Raw genomic sequence first — 13,852 nt, 5'->3', positions numbered from 1 at the left:
GGGTCTACTGACATTCAATATGGAAGCCATTGCGACCAGTGCGCTTGGCTTCATACATGGCCAGGTCCGCCCGTTTGATGAGTTCTTCCGGGCTGAGCTCGGCATCGTACGTGATAGCCATTCCGATGCTGGCGGTCACCGAAATCGAGTCCCCATTTTCAAGCTCGACCGGTGCACCAATAGCATCAGACATTTTCCTGGCGAGCCCTTCGTAGTCATCGTCGGTCTCCGAAAGGCCTTCCAGCACGACCACGAATTCATCACCCGCGAGGCGCGCGACGCTATCTGTTTTTCTTATAACGTGCTGCAGTCGTTCGACCACTGTCTTGAGGAGCAGATCTCCGGCATTGTGCCCGTAGGTGTCGTTGATCTGCTTGAAGCGATCCAGATCGATGAATGCCGCGGCCAGTGCTCGTCTGTTCCGACTGCTGCGGGCCAGAGCGGTATCAAGCAACTCCTCCATCCCACGTCTGTTGAGTGCGCCGGTCAGACCGTCATGCGTGGCCTGGAACTGTAGTGACTTTTCCACCTGCTTTGCCAGGCTGATGTCCTGCACCAGGATGTAAAATCCAAGCACGCCAGCGGCATTGCCAGCAGTTTTCTGACCCGCCGCTCCGTCGGCGATATTTGGTACGTAGGTGACGCCAATGTAGCGTTCGCTACCGTCCGGCTGGGTATGCTGCCGCTCGTAAGCAACACGTTCCCCTGCCAGCACTCGCTGTATATAGGACTTTGAATTCTCGTAGTTTTCAGGACCAATGAAAGACTTGATGGTCCGCCCCTTCAATTCATCGGCATCCACGCCAAACCAGTCACTGAAGGTCGCGTTGTTGAACTGGTATCGTTCTTCGGCATCGGCGTAGGCAATCAGCACTGGCAGATTGTCTGTGATGGTACGCAAGCGGAAATCACTTGCTTCGAGCGCATCGAGAGCCTGCTGCAAGTTTGCTGTGCGCTCCTTCACTCTTGCTTCGAGGTGCTGATTGGCTGCTTCGAGCTCTGCATCATGCTCGAGCAATTCCTTGAACAATGACTCGAGAGACGAGACGAGGTGTTGTCCCTCCTGATAATACACACGTTCAGGAAAGCTGATGCGCCGGTCACCTCTTCGCAGCCGCTCTGCGATATCAGTCAGCACTTCTAGTGGTTTAGTGATCCAGCCGGCGACCCAGCCTATCAACAGCATGAATAGTAGCGCGAGCGTCAAGCCTATCAGGAGCACCCGCGATTGCAGCTCGTCGACCGATTTCATGGCAAAATCGTTGTTCTGTCGAACTATTACCTGCCAGCCGAGGCTGTCCAATGCAGATAGGCCGCCGGTATCGGTATAGCCGGTCAGGTAAGCCTCATTGTCGGGCCAGCGATGGAGAACGTAATTACTGCCACTCTCGCTAGCAAGCTCTACGAGGTCATCAACGACTGTGTCTTCCAGGTCGGGTGGACCAAGCAGAACCTGGCCCCTGCTGTCGACGATTACCGCTTCGACGGGTCCATGAATGGATACCGCGGACACTACCGATTCTGCCAGGGCCTTTGCCCAGCCCCAATCGAGATAGGCGGCAAGGACTGCGTTCTGGCCGGTAGCCAGTTTCACCGGCAGCGCGATGTCCAGGAACCTTCGGGGTTCGTTGCGAGGCGGCAAGAGCGCCTCAAGCAACACTGCGGCATGGACATCGCCGAAGTACACTGCTTCCCGCCCTGCCTGAAACCAGGGCCGATCTGAGACGCCGGCGCCTTCGAGAAGTTGCCCGGTACTGACCACGACCTGGCCGGAGGTATCGACAAAACCGATCCAGACATAACTCGGGTAAACTTTTTGCAACTCGTTCAGCCAAAGGCGCGTCGCGCCCGCACGCTGCAGAAATAATCCTGTTGAAGTCGAGACCGAAGCCACCACACTGAGATCATTAAGATGGGATTCGAGACCATTGTTGAGGCGCCTGGCCACCTGTTTCGCAAGGTCGGCCATAGCCACCCCGCGCTCCTGCACCACACGCTTGCCGGCGCTATAACCAAGCAAGAGGCTCAGCGCCAGCGTCAGCACGAGTGCTATCGCGCCGAAGGTGAGCGTAAGCCCGGTCTTGACCCGGATGCTCATGGCGACGAAGCGGCTCTGTTGTTCGTTTTGGCTACCTTGGTGGATCCAGCTACGGCCTTTCGGATCTGAGTCAGCTCGTCCCGGGTGAGATCACGCCACTGACCCGGTCTCAGCTTACCAATACCGACCATCATGATTCGGGTCCGGCGCAAGCGAGTCACCTCATAGCCGAGATACTCACACATGCGGCGAATCTGTCGGTTGAGGCCCTGGGTGAGGATGATACGGAATTCATGACGACCCAGCAGCTCGACGGTACAGGGGCGGGTTACGGTGTCGAGAATTGGAACACCCTTCGCCATCTGCGTTGCAAACTGGGGCGTAAGTGGACGGTCGACCGTCACCAGATATTCCTTGTCGTGTGCGTTTTCCGCCCGCAGGATCTTGTTGACGATATCGCCGTCGCTGGTGAGAAAAATGAGCCCTTCGGAAGGCTTGTCGAGCCGGCCGATCGGGAAAATTCGCTCTTTATGACCGATCGCGTCGATGATGTTACCTCGAACATGACGCTCCGTCGTGCAGGTGATGCCGACGGGCTTGTTATAAGCAATATAGACCCGATCTTCATGACTCGCATCAATGGCGCCAATGCGACGACCATCAACCTGCACGTGATCACCATCCATCACACGCGTGCCGAGCTCCGGAATCCGACCATTGAGTAGCACACGGTTCTGCTCGATAAGCTTGTCTGCCTCTCGTCTGGAGCAATAGCCAGACTCGCTGATGAATTTGTTGAGGCGCTTGCCTTCGGGACTCGTCAATCTATTCGTATCCTTAATCCAGAATAAAGAATGTTCGCCGGCGGGATCTGATAGACTGACCGAACAGTCTGCCCTTTTCAGTAAACAGCTCGTCCCATTTCAGTTTATCCCGTAGTCACTCTGAAACGGCGTCTTCAACTGACATTCTGCCGAAACAGACCACTGCAATCCATGGAGAATTTGAAATGCAAACCCTCACCGAATATGGCCAACGCACCATCAACGATATGGCTTCCCGCTACGGCGTGTCTACCGATGCCATCATGTGCATGCTCTATGCCGTCATGAATGGCAATGGCAGCATGGCGCAGTTCAACTGTCCCGAGTTCGGCGGTGGCGGGCAGTGGATGCAGGGGGGGATGACCATGGTTGGCGACATGTTCAATTATGGTCTCAAGGCCTCGGTAGACAACGTCTGCGGCGAGCTGTCACGACTGCTCCAGCAGCAGGAACAATTGTTCGTGCCGGTAAAAAAGCCGAGCTACAGCAATTCCGGTCAGCAGCAGAACAATGGTGGCTACGGTCAGCAGCAAAGTAGCGGTGGTGGCTTTCAGCAGCAGGGTCAGGGCGGCGGGTATCAGAGCCAAGGCAACTCCCAGCAGCAGGGCAACTTCGCCCAGGGCGGCATGTTCGGCGGCAACAACAGTTTCAACAACTGGTGGCCGGACGGCCTTGGCGCGGCGTCGTCTACCGGCGGGCAGAACAATATTCGCTACGCCGTTTTTCCTGCGACGCATCGTCTTGCGGTCGAGCGAAATGGGCAAGTGACCGTGTATGACACGCTGGATCATCAGATCGGCGGTGTTTCACAGCAACAGGGCGGCGATACCTCGCTGACGTTTACCAGTCAGTACGGCCTGGTGAATGCCAACCAGCTGCCAATCATTTCTGCTGACGGTGTCGATCAGAACCAGGACTCGAACCAGAGCGCCAGTCAGAACAGTTCATCGAACCAGACCAACCAGTTCGACCAGGCGCCACAGCAGAATGTGAATCAGTCACAGCCACTTCCGCAGCAGTCGGATTCATCCAGCCTGGCCGAAAGCGATGTGTTCGCCGCCATCGAAAAGTTGGCGGGCCTGAAAGATAAGGGCTACATCAGCGAAGACGAGTACGCGACGAAGAAGACTGAGTTGCTCAAGCGGCTATAAATACTGCTGCTGTGCTTCTCGATAGCAGCCGATGGTTGTAGTCGCGATGACATCCCAGGAAAACTTCTGTCTGGCGATTTCGAGACTGATCTTACCCATGGCGGCTGCTAAGGCCCTGTCTTCATAAAGCTCGGTGATTGCACTCGCAAGCGCTTCAGGCGACCGAGGGTCGACGAGAATGCCGGAGCGTCGATCGTCGATAATGACGGGAATGCCCCCCACTCTGGTGCCGATCAGCGGTAGCCCACAGGCCATCGCTTCAAGTCCAGCGATGCTGGTCGCTTCCATCAGGGAGGGCAGAATGCCCACATTTCCAGCGCTAAACACCTCGGGCATTTCCGCGTTGGCTACTGCACCAAGCATGTGAACCTGTCCGGAGAGTCCACCTGACTTGGTAATTCGCTCGAATTCATCTCTTTCCGCGCCATCGCCGGCGACTATGACATGCAAGTCCGGAAGTTCAAGGGAGGCTATTGCCCGGGCAAAGTAGAGCACGCCGTTCTTCTCCACCAATCGTCTCGCCAATACTGCTACGAAGGCATCCGAGGGAATACTCAAGGCCGAGCGCAAATCAGAAGCGCGGGGGTAGAAGCGAGTCGTGTCGGCACCGTTGGATATGAAGCGGGTTGGCTTGTCATAACCGGTCGCGAGCGTCGCCTGAACGAGCTCGTCGCTCGGCGCCAGCACCATGTCTGCAATGATTAGCTGTCGGCGCATCTTTTCCAGCACCTTGCCCCCTTGAGTCGCCCTTTTGAGGAAGGAGGAGGTATGGTTGGTGAATATGACCGGCACGCCGAGACCCCGGGATGCTGCCAGTGGACGCATCCCATGAATGTGCAGTACTTCAAACCCCTCGGATGTAACCAGTTTCCTGAGTATTCGTCGCAACCTGAAGTCATAGAAGAAGTGACTGTCCGGCAGCGGATAGCGACGAACGTCGATGCCATCCATAATTTCTGAATCTGGCAGAGCCGCATCCGACTTTCGGGTCACGACGACCACTCGATTGCCCTGGGCCACCATCGCCTTGGCAAGCTCGTGCACGTGCGTCTGTACACCGCCCACACTCGGTGGAAATTCGTTCGAAACCATCACGACTTTCATGGCCTTCATAGCGAGGATTCCCTGAGCAGGCGATCGGTTATTCTTGCGGCCGCTTTCCCGTCACCATAGGGGTTATGGGCGAAGGCCATACTTTGGTAGAGCGCCTCGTCATCCAGGAGCGCCAGTACGCCTTCAGTGATTCTGGCGCCGTCGGTGCCAACCAGCCGAACCGTGCCCGCTGCCACGGCTTCCGGTCGTTCTGTAGTATCACGCATGACCAGTACAGGCTTGCCCAACGAAGGCGCTTCTTCCTGAACCCCTCCGGAATCAGTCAGGACAATATGGGATTTCATCATCAGGTAGACAAAGGGCAGGTACTCGAGAGGCTCGATCAGGTGAACATTGTTCACCGCTTTGAGAATACGATTGACCGGCTCGCGCACGTTAGGATTAAGGTGTACCGGGTAGACTATCTGCAAATCCGGTTTCGCCGACGCCAGCGCCTTCAAAGCCTCGCAGATGTTTTCGAAGCCCCGCCCAAAATTTTCGCGCCGATGACCGGTAACCAGCAGAACCTTCGCTGAAAGCACTTCGTCAGAAAGCGGAAGCGCCGCACGACAAGACGCCGCGATCGCTTCGTTGTCCCGCAGCTGCGCCACGACCGATAGAAGTGCGTCAATGACAGTATTACCGGTAACGAGAATCTGTGATTCGGCAATATTCTCCTTCAGCAGATTCTGCCTGGCCATCTCGGTCGGCGCAAAATGCAGCTGAGCCAGTGACCCGGTCAGGCGCCGGTTCATTTCTTCCGGCCAGGGCGAACGCATGTTCCCTGTACGCAGGCCCGCCTCGACGTGAAACACTGGGACTTGCTGATAGAAGGCAGCAAGACTGGCAGTGAGTGTGGTCGACGTATCGCCGTGGACGCCGACCCAGTCGGGTTGAAAATCCTTTAGTACATCCCGGAGCCCCGGCAGTAAGCGCGCTGTGAGATCGGTGAGATCCTGGTTAGGCAACATGACATCGAGATCGTAATCAGGCTCTATCCCGAAAAGCGACAGCACCTGATCGAGCATGGCCCTGTGCTGAGCAGTGACGCAGACTCTCACATCGCAGTCGGTGAGTTTCAGTTGACGCACCAGCGGTGCCATCTTGATAGCCTCAGGCCGCGTTCCAAAGACCAGCAGCATTCGCATTCCGACTTGTTCCCTCTTCAGGTAATCCAGATTCAAGGATCGAGGTTAACCTCGCATGGGCTCTGCCACAAGCAGATCTCAGTGCGAGGGGCGCTCGGCCTCTGCCGCACCTGAAGCATCTACATCCTGATCCCGCAGGTGGAAGATTTCTGCCTTCTTGCCCTTCTCGGCCGAGAAAGTGGCCACAGGCTCCCCCGTCTGGAACGGTGGGGCACTTGGCTGCTTACGACTGCTGAGATGCAGGTAATAGTCGTAGCGATCCTCTGCGCCGACAGGATGATCGGTCATCGCGTCGCGAGGCTTATCCATTCGATCAAGCACAAAGGTGATGGCACGCGCGTTGCTGAAGACGCTTGCCTCAGGCGAGGTGTTGTCTTCAATCCATCGCTCGGCCGATTTCAAATGGCTGTCTTCGAAGACTGAGACCGAGAAACTTTCAACTATGAGCGTGAGACCCAGCAGGATGGCGAACACTCTGGCCGATTTCGGAAATCTGCTGCGCTGTTGAATGAGTCCCGGCAATACAGCAGCAAGAATCAGCAACACCAGAAGCATGATATAGCGGGCGGCGACGAACTGATATTCGATGCAGAACATGGCCACTGGCAGGGCAGCCAGCGCAATGTAAGCCTTCAGTGCCGGCGCCACCGCGCTGACGCGCCACGCTTTCGTAAGCAGGTACAGCACTGGAATAATGATCGCGGTCTTGAAAGCCTTGATCAATGAAAGCAGCAACAGTACAGCCAGCATCCAGAGATAGAGCCCGGTCGCGTGACGGTCGGAGTATTCGTTCAGAACCGTCTCACCGAGTATGGCGGACTGCGTCGAAATAGTGGCTGGAATTCTGCTGAGTCGATCAGTGTGCTGCATTGCCCAATGCAGATCGTCCTGATTCAGATAATACAGCACACCCACCAGCACACTGAACGCGATACCACAGCCCAGCACCAGCGGCGAACGAAAGACCCGCGTGCGGCTGCCCCCGGTAAATGCGAGAACAAACGGCGCCAATAACAGCACGAATCCTTCCTGCTTGAACAGGCCGGCGAGCAGCTGCAGAACGAACCAGAGCAAAAAGAACCACCGAGGCGCACCGCGTTCGAAGTGAATCAGACTGGCCAGGGCCGCAAGCGAAAAGGCCCAGAGCCCCCAATCCCGATAGACCTGCTCTTTCAACTCGTTGAGCTGAGGCAGCAGAACGATAAGCAGCACTGCCGCCAGGGTGGTGGTCCATCCCCGGTCGTGCTGTCTTACGATATAGACGAAACTCAGGCTTGTAAGCGTCGCCAGTCCAACGCACACCACGTGGCCCGCGTGCAGCAGGCTCAGACCGGTAGCACTGCTGACGAGCGAAATGAGAATCGAAAGAAAAGGATAGTAGTACAGCGCAAGCGCCGCTTCGAGCCCCTCCTGCGAAAAGACCCTCGCTACAGTCAGATAAAGCGCCCCGTCGCTACTGAGCGGATAACTCACCAGCAGTATCTTGATCAGTGCACCGAGCAGGCAGAGCACCAGTGTCGTCACATAGGGATGTTCAACACTTCGATTCAGGAGGATAGTAAGACTTTGTTTCAACGGCATCGTACGCATGTCAGATTGAGTGAAAATGAGGACTGGCTTGCGGCATATACGTCGCCATCTCGGGCGCGAATGCTACCACGCAGGCGGTCTGCCAGTCATCGGCACATACGACTACCGCAATACTGGAGGACCTGCGATGACGCATGACACAACAAGCCGAACGAAGCCGGAGCGACAAGCGCTCAACGATGCGACCGATCCGAGTGACCCCTATGCTCGAGAACAGCAGACCTTTGCCAGGCTCGATGACGAGGCAATAGAACGTCTGAAGCCTTATGGCAGCCTCGAAAGGCACGACAAGGGCGACGTCCTCTTCTCACGTGGCGACCGAGGGGTCGACTTCCTGCTTGTACTCAGTGGCAGTATCGAGATCTACGAACTTGATACAGATAATGTGTCGCACGTCCTCACGGTTCACGAGGCAGGACAATTCAGTGGAGAGCTGGATCTCTTCAATGACAGGATGGTACTGGTTGGGGCCCGTGCTGCAGAGCCAACAGAGGTGCTGCGGATTCCCCGCCCCCAGTTCTACCGAATGATGAGTGCAGAGCAGGACATAAGCGACATCATCATGCGCGCGCTTATCCTTCGCCGTACCGGCGTCCTCAATCATGAGCAGGCTGGTGTGACCATCTTCGCTGAAGCAGGCGACGGCGAAAGCCTCAGAATCCGTCGTTTCCTCGAACGAAATGGCTACCCGAGCCATCTGCTGATAGCCGACGGCTCTACAGAGGCGGAAAGTTTTGCAGGCAATCACCACATAGACATGTCACGCCTGCCGGTGGTCGTAAGCCCCCGTCAGGCTGTGCTTTACCAGCCGACCAATCCCGAACTCGCGGACCAGCTTGGCCTTACCGAGAACCTGGAGCAGAACAAGGTCTACGACGTGATTGTGGTCGGCGCCGGCCCGGCCGGTCTCTCGGCGGCAGTGTACGCGGCATCCGAGAGCCTTAGCACGCTGGTCATCGAAGTCGAAGCGCCCGGTGGTCAGGCTGGCACCAGCTCCAAGATCGAAAATTACCTCGGATTCCCGGTAGGCATCTCAGGTCAGGCGCTGGCAGGTCGAGCCTGGATTCAGGCGCAGAAGTTTGGTGCCCGTTTCGCCGTTTCGCGACCGGCCAGTCGTCTCGACTGCTCTACCCGCCCATTCATCATTCATATCGACGACGAATGCAGTGTGAGCGCCAAAGCCGTAGTCATTGCGACGGGGGCCACCTACAGAAGGCTGGATTTGTCGAACTACAGCCAGTACGAAGGTCAGGGCATCCATTACGCAGCTACAGCAATGGAGGCTCAGCTGTGCTCAGGAGAAAACGTGGTGGTCGTGGGTGGCGGCAATTCCGCAGGTCAGGCTGCCGTCTTTCTTTCGAGACATGCAAGACAGGTTCATATGCTGGTCCGTGAAGATACACTGACCGAGACCATGTCGGACTATTTGATACAGCGCATAGAAGACTCCTCATCCATAAGCGTCCATACTGCAACCGAACTGACGGCCCTCGAAGGTGACCGGTTTCTCAAACAGGTGAGCTGGCAGACGCGTGACGAGTCAGCACAGACACACGATATCCGGAACGTATTCGTACTGATCGGCGCTGTGCCTAACACAGACTGGCTCCGCGACTGTCTTCAGCTGGACAGCGAGGACTTCGTCGTCACAGGCGCGATGGTCAAGGGCGCACAACCTTCTTCAGCATTCACAACTTCCATAGAGGGCGTATTTGCTGTGGGCGATGTACGCGCCGGCTCTGTGAAGCGTGTTGCGTCCGGTGTGGGTGAAGGCTCCGTCTGCGTGCAGCATGTTCATGCTTATCTCAATGGTCTGACTGACTAAATTCAAATACGTTGAGTCATAATGAAAGAAATTCTGATCGTAGGCGGTGGTGCAGCCGGTTATTTCGCTGCAATCTCTGCCGCCACCGCCTTCAAGGCCTCCGGGCGCGAGGCGCGCATCACCATCCTCGAAGGTAGTTCTTCCCCGCTCGGCAAGGTTCGGATCTCCGGCGGCGGACGCTGCAATGTCACGCATGATTGTCCCGACGCGAGCGACCTCGTCACCTTTTACCCGCGTGGTGAAAAGGAGTTACTCGGCCCCTTCTATCATTTCGGCGCCATGAATACCGTCGCCTGGTTCGAAGCAGAAGGTGTCGCGCTCAAGACTGAGCAGGATGGTCGGATGTTCCCCGTCTCGGACTCATCTCAAACTATCATAGATGCCTTGCTTGCTGCGGCGAATCGACTCGGCGTCAGACAGCTGCTGAATCAGAGGGTGGGCACGATTGAGCCAGCCGATCAGGAGCCTGGAACTTCGGCATCGCGCTGGCGCGTGTCCACGGCAGGACAGTCAGTATTCGAAGGCGACGCGGTGATCGTCTGCTCCGGGAGCAGTCCGCACATCTGGCGTTCGCTGGCGGCCCTGGGTCTCGATATCGTGCCAGCGGTCCCGTCCCTGTTCGCATTCGACACGCGCGACACTCGCTTGCGAGATCTTGCAGGCGTCAGCGTACAGGACGCTCATGTCCAAATCGAAATACCAGGCGCGCGGTCGAATACTGAAGCCAGCGGCCCTTTGCTCATCACTCATCGTGGCGTGAGCGGGCCAGCCATTCTACGTCTCTCTGCATGGGGCGCGACCGCACTTGCAGCCTGTGAGTATCAGTTCGGGCTGCGCATCAACTGGCTAGGCAACTGCACAGCTGCAGAATGCCTTGCCGGGATTAATGACGCTCGTCCCGCTCTGGCAAAGAAAAAGGTAATCGGCAATAGTCCGTTTTCACTGCCTACGCGGCTGTTCGCGAGTTTGGCGGAGCACGCGGGCATTGATCAGGATCAACGTTGGGCCGATCTCGGCCGCGAGGAAGCGCGCCGTCTGGCCGACATACTCACCAACAGCGTGCTGCGAATAAACGGCAAAAGCACGAACAAGGACGAGTTCGTAACTGCTGGGGGCGTCGCACGCTCCGAAATCGACTTTCGAAATTTCGCCGCGCGCCGGTTTCCCGGTCTGTTCCTGGCGGGTGAAGTCATCGACATCGACGCTTTGACTGGAGGATTCAATTTTCAGGCTGCCTGGACCGGTGGCTATCTCGCTGGCAACGGCCTGGCCGAAGCCTTATAAGTACAGCCTCTTCCGGCGCCTGCCAAGTATTCATTTAACTGTCATGAATGAGTCATCTAGACGACATGGCAGTGTCACAACCCATCCCGATACTGAAGCCCTTCGAATCAATACGCCAGCTGCGCCACCAGACGCACGGCATCGAGAGGCTTTATGGAATCAGTCATACGCGTCACCAATCTGTCGAAGACCTTCGGCAAGGGTGGAAAAGCACTTCATGATGTCAGCCTGACTATAGCCCCGGGGGAGATGGTCGCGCTGATTGGTCCATCAGGTTCAGGCAAGTCTACGCTGCTTCGACATCTCGCTGGATTATCGCAGGGTGATCGGGAACAGGGCCGAATAGATGTGCTCGGTGCCCCGGTGCAGGTCAACGGCAAGCTTGACTCTGACGTTCGTCAGACCCGCTCGAAAATCGGTTACATCTTTCAGCAGTACAACCTCGTCAATCGCATGAGTGTCATGAGCAATGTGCTGATCGGCGCTCTCGGCAGGATAGCCACCTGGCGTGGCTGCCTCAGCTTTTTTACCAAGGAGGAACAGGCTCTGGCGCTGGAGTCGCTACGCCGGGTCGGCATGGATGCTTTCGTCAATCAGCGCGCCTCCCGTCTTTCTGGTGGTCAGCAACAGCGTGTGGCAATTGCCCGCGCCCTCACCCAGCAGGCAGAACTCATTCTCGCCGATGAACCCATTGCATCGCTTGACCCCGAGTCATCCCGCAAGGTGATGGAGATTCTGGCCGACATCAATGACCGCGACGGCAAAACGGTGGTCGTGACCCTGCATCAAGTCGACTACGCCTGCAAATTCTGCCCTCGTGCGATTGCGCTCAAGGATGGGCGGATCGTGTTCGACGGGCCTTCCACGATGCTGACGCCCGCGCGCCTCAACGCTATCTATGGCACCACAACATTCAGCGACGAACCAGAACTACCCACTCGACCACCACTGAAAATTGCCGGCGGTCTGGCGATTGCCTGACCACTTCAATTCATAAGAAAACCAGCTCAACACATGTCCAGGAGTACACACATGAAACATTGGCTTCGCACACTTTCACTCGCCACCACAATGACCGTAGCCGCTAGCGGCAGCGCACTGGCAGCAGATAAAGACATCAAGGAAATCAATTTCGGCATCATTTCTACAGAGTCGTCACAGAATCTCAAATCGGTCTGGACACCATTTCTCGACGACATGCAGGAAGAGCTAGGTGTCGAGGTCAATGCCTTCTTCGCCTCGGACTACGCGGGCATCATCCAGGGCATGCGCTTCGGTAAGGTCGATGTCGCCTGGTACGGTAACAAGTCAGCCATGGAAGCGGTTGATCGTGCCAACGGCGAGATCTTCGCGCAGACCGTCGATAACGAAGGCAATCCCGGCTACTGGTCGCTCCTCATTGCCCGCAAGGACAACGAGAAGCTCAACACCATGCAGGACGTGCTGGACAACGCCAAGGACCTGAACTTTGGCAACGGCGATCCCAACTCGACTTCAGGCTATCTCGTTCCAGGCTATTACGTGTTCGCACTGAATAATGTCGATCCCAAGACTGCGTTCAAGCGCACCGTCAACGCCAGTCATGAGGTCAACCTGCTTTCGGTAGCCAATGGCCAACTCGATGTCGCCACCAACAATACCGAAAATCTGCGTCGGCTCGAAATCACCAATCCTGAACAACACGCCAAACTGAAAGTGCTTTGGAAATCCCCACTTATTCCCGCCGATCCCATCGTCTGGAACAAGGAACTACCAGAAGCCATGAAGGTCAAGATCAAGAACTTCTTCCTAACCTATGGCACTGAAGACGCTGCAGAGAAGGCAGTACTGGCGGCCTTGCAATGGGCACCGTTCGTTGAGTCCAGCAATGACCAACTGCTGCCGATCCGTCAGCTGGAGCTTTTCAAATCGAAGCAGGAACTTGAGCAGAACGCGAGCATGGCGGCTGCTGAAAAAGCCGAGAAGATTGCTGCGATCGACAAGCAGCTGACCGAGCTCGGCAAGCGACAGGCGATGATCGAAAAACAGCAAGCTTCAGTTCAGTAGTTGGAGAAGAGCATGCAACCAGTCACAGCCCCTACGCCGATCGTCAAAGATCCAGTGACTCCCAGCTTGTTCCGCCTGCTGGGCTGGGGTCTGCTGCTGGCTGTCCTGGTCTGGTCCTGGAATGGCGCAGAAATGCGCCCGATGGACCTGATCACGGATAGTGGCAACATGGCAACCTTCGCTGCCGACTTCTTCCCGCCAGACTTCACCAACTGGCGCATGTATCTCGAAGAGATGATCGCCACAGTGCACATCGCGCTCTGGGGAACTCTTCTTGCCGTTATTCTCGCCGTACCCTTTGGCATCCTGTGTGCTGAAAATATTACGCCCTGGTGGATTCATCAGCCATTACGTCGATTGATGGATTCGTTCAGGGCCATCAACGAAATCGTCTTCGCCATGCTGTTCGTGGTAGCGGTCGGCCTCGGACCCTTCGCCGGGGTACTCGCCTTATTCATTCATACCACTGGCGTACTCGCCAAGTTGTTCGCCGAGGCTGTCGAAGCCATCGAGCCCGGCCCTGTGGAGGGCGTTAGAGCGACTGGAGCGAACGCCTTGCAGGAAGTCATCTACGGTGTCATCCCGCAGATCATGCCGCTGTGGATCTCGTACGCGTTATACCGATTCGAATCCAATGTCAGGTCAGCCACAGTTGTCGGCATGGTCGGCGCCGGGGGTATCGGTGTGCTGCTCTGGGAGAACATCCGCAGTTTCCAGTTCGCCCAGACCTGCGCAATCATGATCATCATCATCCTGGTCGTTTCAGCGCTCGACGTGGCTTCACAGGCAATACGCAAGAGGTTTATATGAGCCCGTTTTATCGCCCCACGTTGTCTAGACAAGTGGAGGCTTTC

General features: G+C 56.5%; 11 protein-coding genes. 6 read left to right on the top strand and 5 right to left on the bottom strand.

Annotated features, from left to right (window positions below; translation table 11 throughout):
• Positions 1–4: 4 nt before the first annotated feature.
• Positions 5–2,098, bottom strand: coding sequence for a diguanylate cyclase domain-containing protein (locus tag ACH3PB_RS18865; protein WP_416397010.1), 2,094 nt, complete (start codon positions 2,096–2,098; stop codon positions 5–7).
• Positions 2,095–2,862, bottom strand: a complete 768-nt coding sequence (gene rluF, locus ACH3PB_RS18860) for a 23S rRNA pseudouridine(2604) synthase RluF (RefSeq protein ID WP_416397008.1) — start codon at positions 2,860–2,862, stop codon at positions 2,095–2,097. The genes ACH3PB_RS18865 and rluF overlap by 4 nt, the downstream gene beginning before the upstream one ends.
• 185 nt (positions 2,863–3,047) lie before the next feature.
• Here rluF and ACH3PB_RS18855 point away from each other — a divergent pair, with 185 nt between their 5' ends.
• Complete coding sequence (locus ACH3PB_RS18855) at positions 3,048–4,013, top strand: SHOCT domain-containing protein (protein WP_416397007.1); 966 nt, start codon at positions 3,048–3,050, stop codon at positions 4,011–4,013.
• Here the strand turns inward: ACH3PB_RS18855 and ACH3PB_RS18850 are convergent.
• The 3 genes from ACH3PB_RS18850 to ACH3PB_RS18840 all read right to left on the bottom strand — a co-directional run bounded on the left by ACH3PB_RS18850 (position 4,008) and on the right by ACH3PB_RS18840 (position 7,834).
• Complete coding sequence (locus ACH3PB_RS18850; RefSeq protein WP_416397006.1) at positions 4,008–5,126, bottom strand: glycosyltransferase family 4 protein; 1,119 nt, start codon at positions 5,124–5,126, stop codon at positions 4,008–4,010. The genes ACH3PB_RS18855 and ACH3PB_RS18850 overlap by 6 nt on opposite strands.
• A complete protein-coding gene (wecB, locus tag ACH3PB_RS18845) occupies positions 5,123–6,253 on the bottom strand; it encodes a non-hydrolyzing UDP-N-acetylglucosamine 2-epimerase (protein WP_416397005.1) in 1,131 nt (376 codons plus the stop codon). Before wecB ends, ACH3PB_RS18850 begins: the two co-directional genes overlap by 4 nt.
• A 78-nt stretch (positions 6,254–6,331) precedes the next feature.
• The gene (locus tag ACH3PB_RS18840; protein ID WP_416397004.1) at positions 6,332–7,834 is read right to left on the bottom strand and encodes a hypothetical protein; all 1,503 of its coding nucleotides are present in this window, start codon (positions 7,832–7,834) and stop codon (positions 6,332–6,334) included.
• Between the two features lie 136 nt (positions 7,835–7,970).
• On the opposite strand from ACH3PB_RS18840, the gene ACH3PB_RS18835 reads away from it, so the two are divergent.
• The 5 genes from ACH3PB_RS18835 to phnE all read left to right on the top strand — a co-directional run bounded on the left by ACH3PB_RS18835 (position 7,971) and on the right by phnE (position 13,808).
• A complete protein-coding gene (locus ACH3PB_RS18835) occupies positions 7,971–9,668 on the top strand; it encodes an FAD-dependent oxidoreductase (protein ID WP_416397003.1) in 1,698 nt (565 codons plus the stop codon).
• 21 nt (positions 9,669–9,689) lie between these two features.
• Positions 9,690–10,952, top strand: a complete 1,263-nt coding sequence (locus tag ACH3PB_RS18830; RefSeq protein ID WP_416397002.1) for an aminoacetone oxidase family FAD-binding enzyme — start codon at positions 9,690–9,692, stop codon at positions 10,950–10,952.
• Positions 10,953–11,105: 153 nt separating this feature from the next.
• Positions 11,106–11,933, top strand: coding sequence for a phosphonate ABC transporter ATP-binding protein (gene phnC / locus ACH3PB_RS18825; RefSeq protein ID WP_416397000.1), 828 nt, complete (start codon positions 11,106–11,108; stop codon positions 11,931–11,933).
• Positions 11,934–11,984: 51 nt separating this feature from the next.
• The gene (gene phnD, locus ACH3PB_RS18820; protein ID WP_416396999.1) at positions 11,985–12,998 is read left to right on the top strand and encodes a phosphonate ABC transporter substrate-binding protein; all 1,014 of its coding nucleotides are present in this window, start codon (positions 11,985–11,987) and stop codon (positions 12,996–12,998) included.
• A 12-nt stretch (positions 12,999–13,010) separates the two neighbouring features.
• Positions 13,011–13,808, top strand: a complete 798-nt coding sequence (gene phnE, locus ACH3PB_RS18815) for a phosphonate ABC transporter, permease protein PhnE (protein WP_416396998.1) — start codon at positions 13,011–13,013, stop codon at positions 13,806–13,808.
• Positions 13,809–13,852: the final 44 nt, after the last annotated feature.

It is taken from the genome of Allohahella sp. A8, assembly GCF_047946665.1.
Taxonomy (GTDB): domain Bacteria; phylum Pseudomonadota; class Gammaproteobacteria; order Pseudomonadales; family Oleiphilaceae; genus Allohahella.
Note: the sequence above shows the minus strand (reverse complement) of the source record. Positions and strands in the feature narration are given on the sequence as shown.

Bases quoted from the DNA above. Each gene is read 5' to 3' on its own strand.
- ACH3PB_RS18865 (WP_416397010.1), bottom strand. From the start codon at position 2,098: ATGAGCATCCGGGTCAAGACCGGGCTTACGCTCACCTTCGGCGCGATA.
- ACH3PB_RS18855 (WP_416397007.1), top strand. From the start codon at position 3,048: ATGCAAACCCTCACCGAATATGGCCAACGCACCATCAACGATATGGCT.
- ACH3PB_RS18850 (WP_416397006.1), bottom strand. From the start codon at position 5,126: ATGAAGGCCATGAAAGTCGTGATGGTTTCGAACGAATTTCCACCGAGT.
- wecB (WP_416397005.1), bottom strand. From the start codon at position 6,253: ATGCGAATGCTGCTGGTCTTTGGAACGCGGCCTGAGGCTATCAAGATG.
- ACH3PB_RS18840 (WP_416397004.1), bottom strand. From the start codon at position 7,834: ATGCCGTTGAAACAAAGTCTTACTATCCTCCTGAATCGAAGTGTTGAA.
- ACH3PB_RS18835 (WP_416397003.1), top strand. From the start codon at position 7,971: ATGACGCATGACACAACAAGCCGAACGAAGCCGGAGCGACAAGCGCTC.
- ACH3PB_RS18830 (WP_416397002.1), top strand. From the start codon at position 9,690: ATGAAAGAAATTCTGATCGTAGGCGGTGGTGCAGCCGGTTATTTCGCT.
- phnC (WP_416397000.1), top strand. From the start codon at position 11,106: ATGGAATCAGTCATACGCGTCACCAATCTGTCGAAGACCTTCGGCAAG.
- phnD (WP_416396999.1), top strand. From the start codon at position 11,985: ATGAAACATTGGCTTCGCACACTTTCACTCGCCACCACAATGACCGTA.
- phnE (WP_416396998.1), top strand. From the start codon at position 13,011: ATGCAACCAGTCACAGCCCCTACGCCGATCGTCAAAGATCCAGTGACT.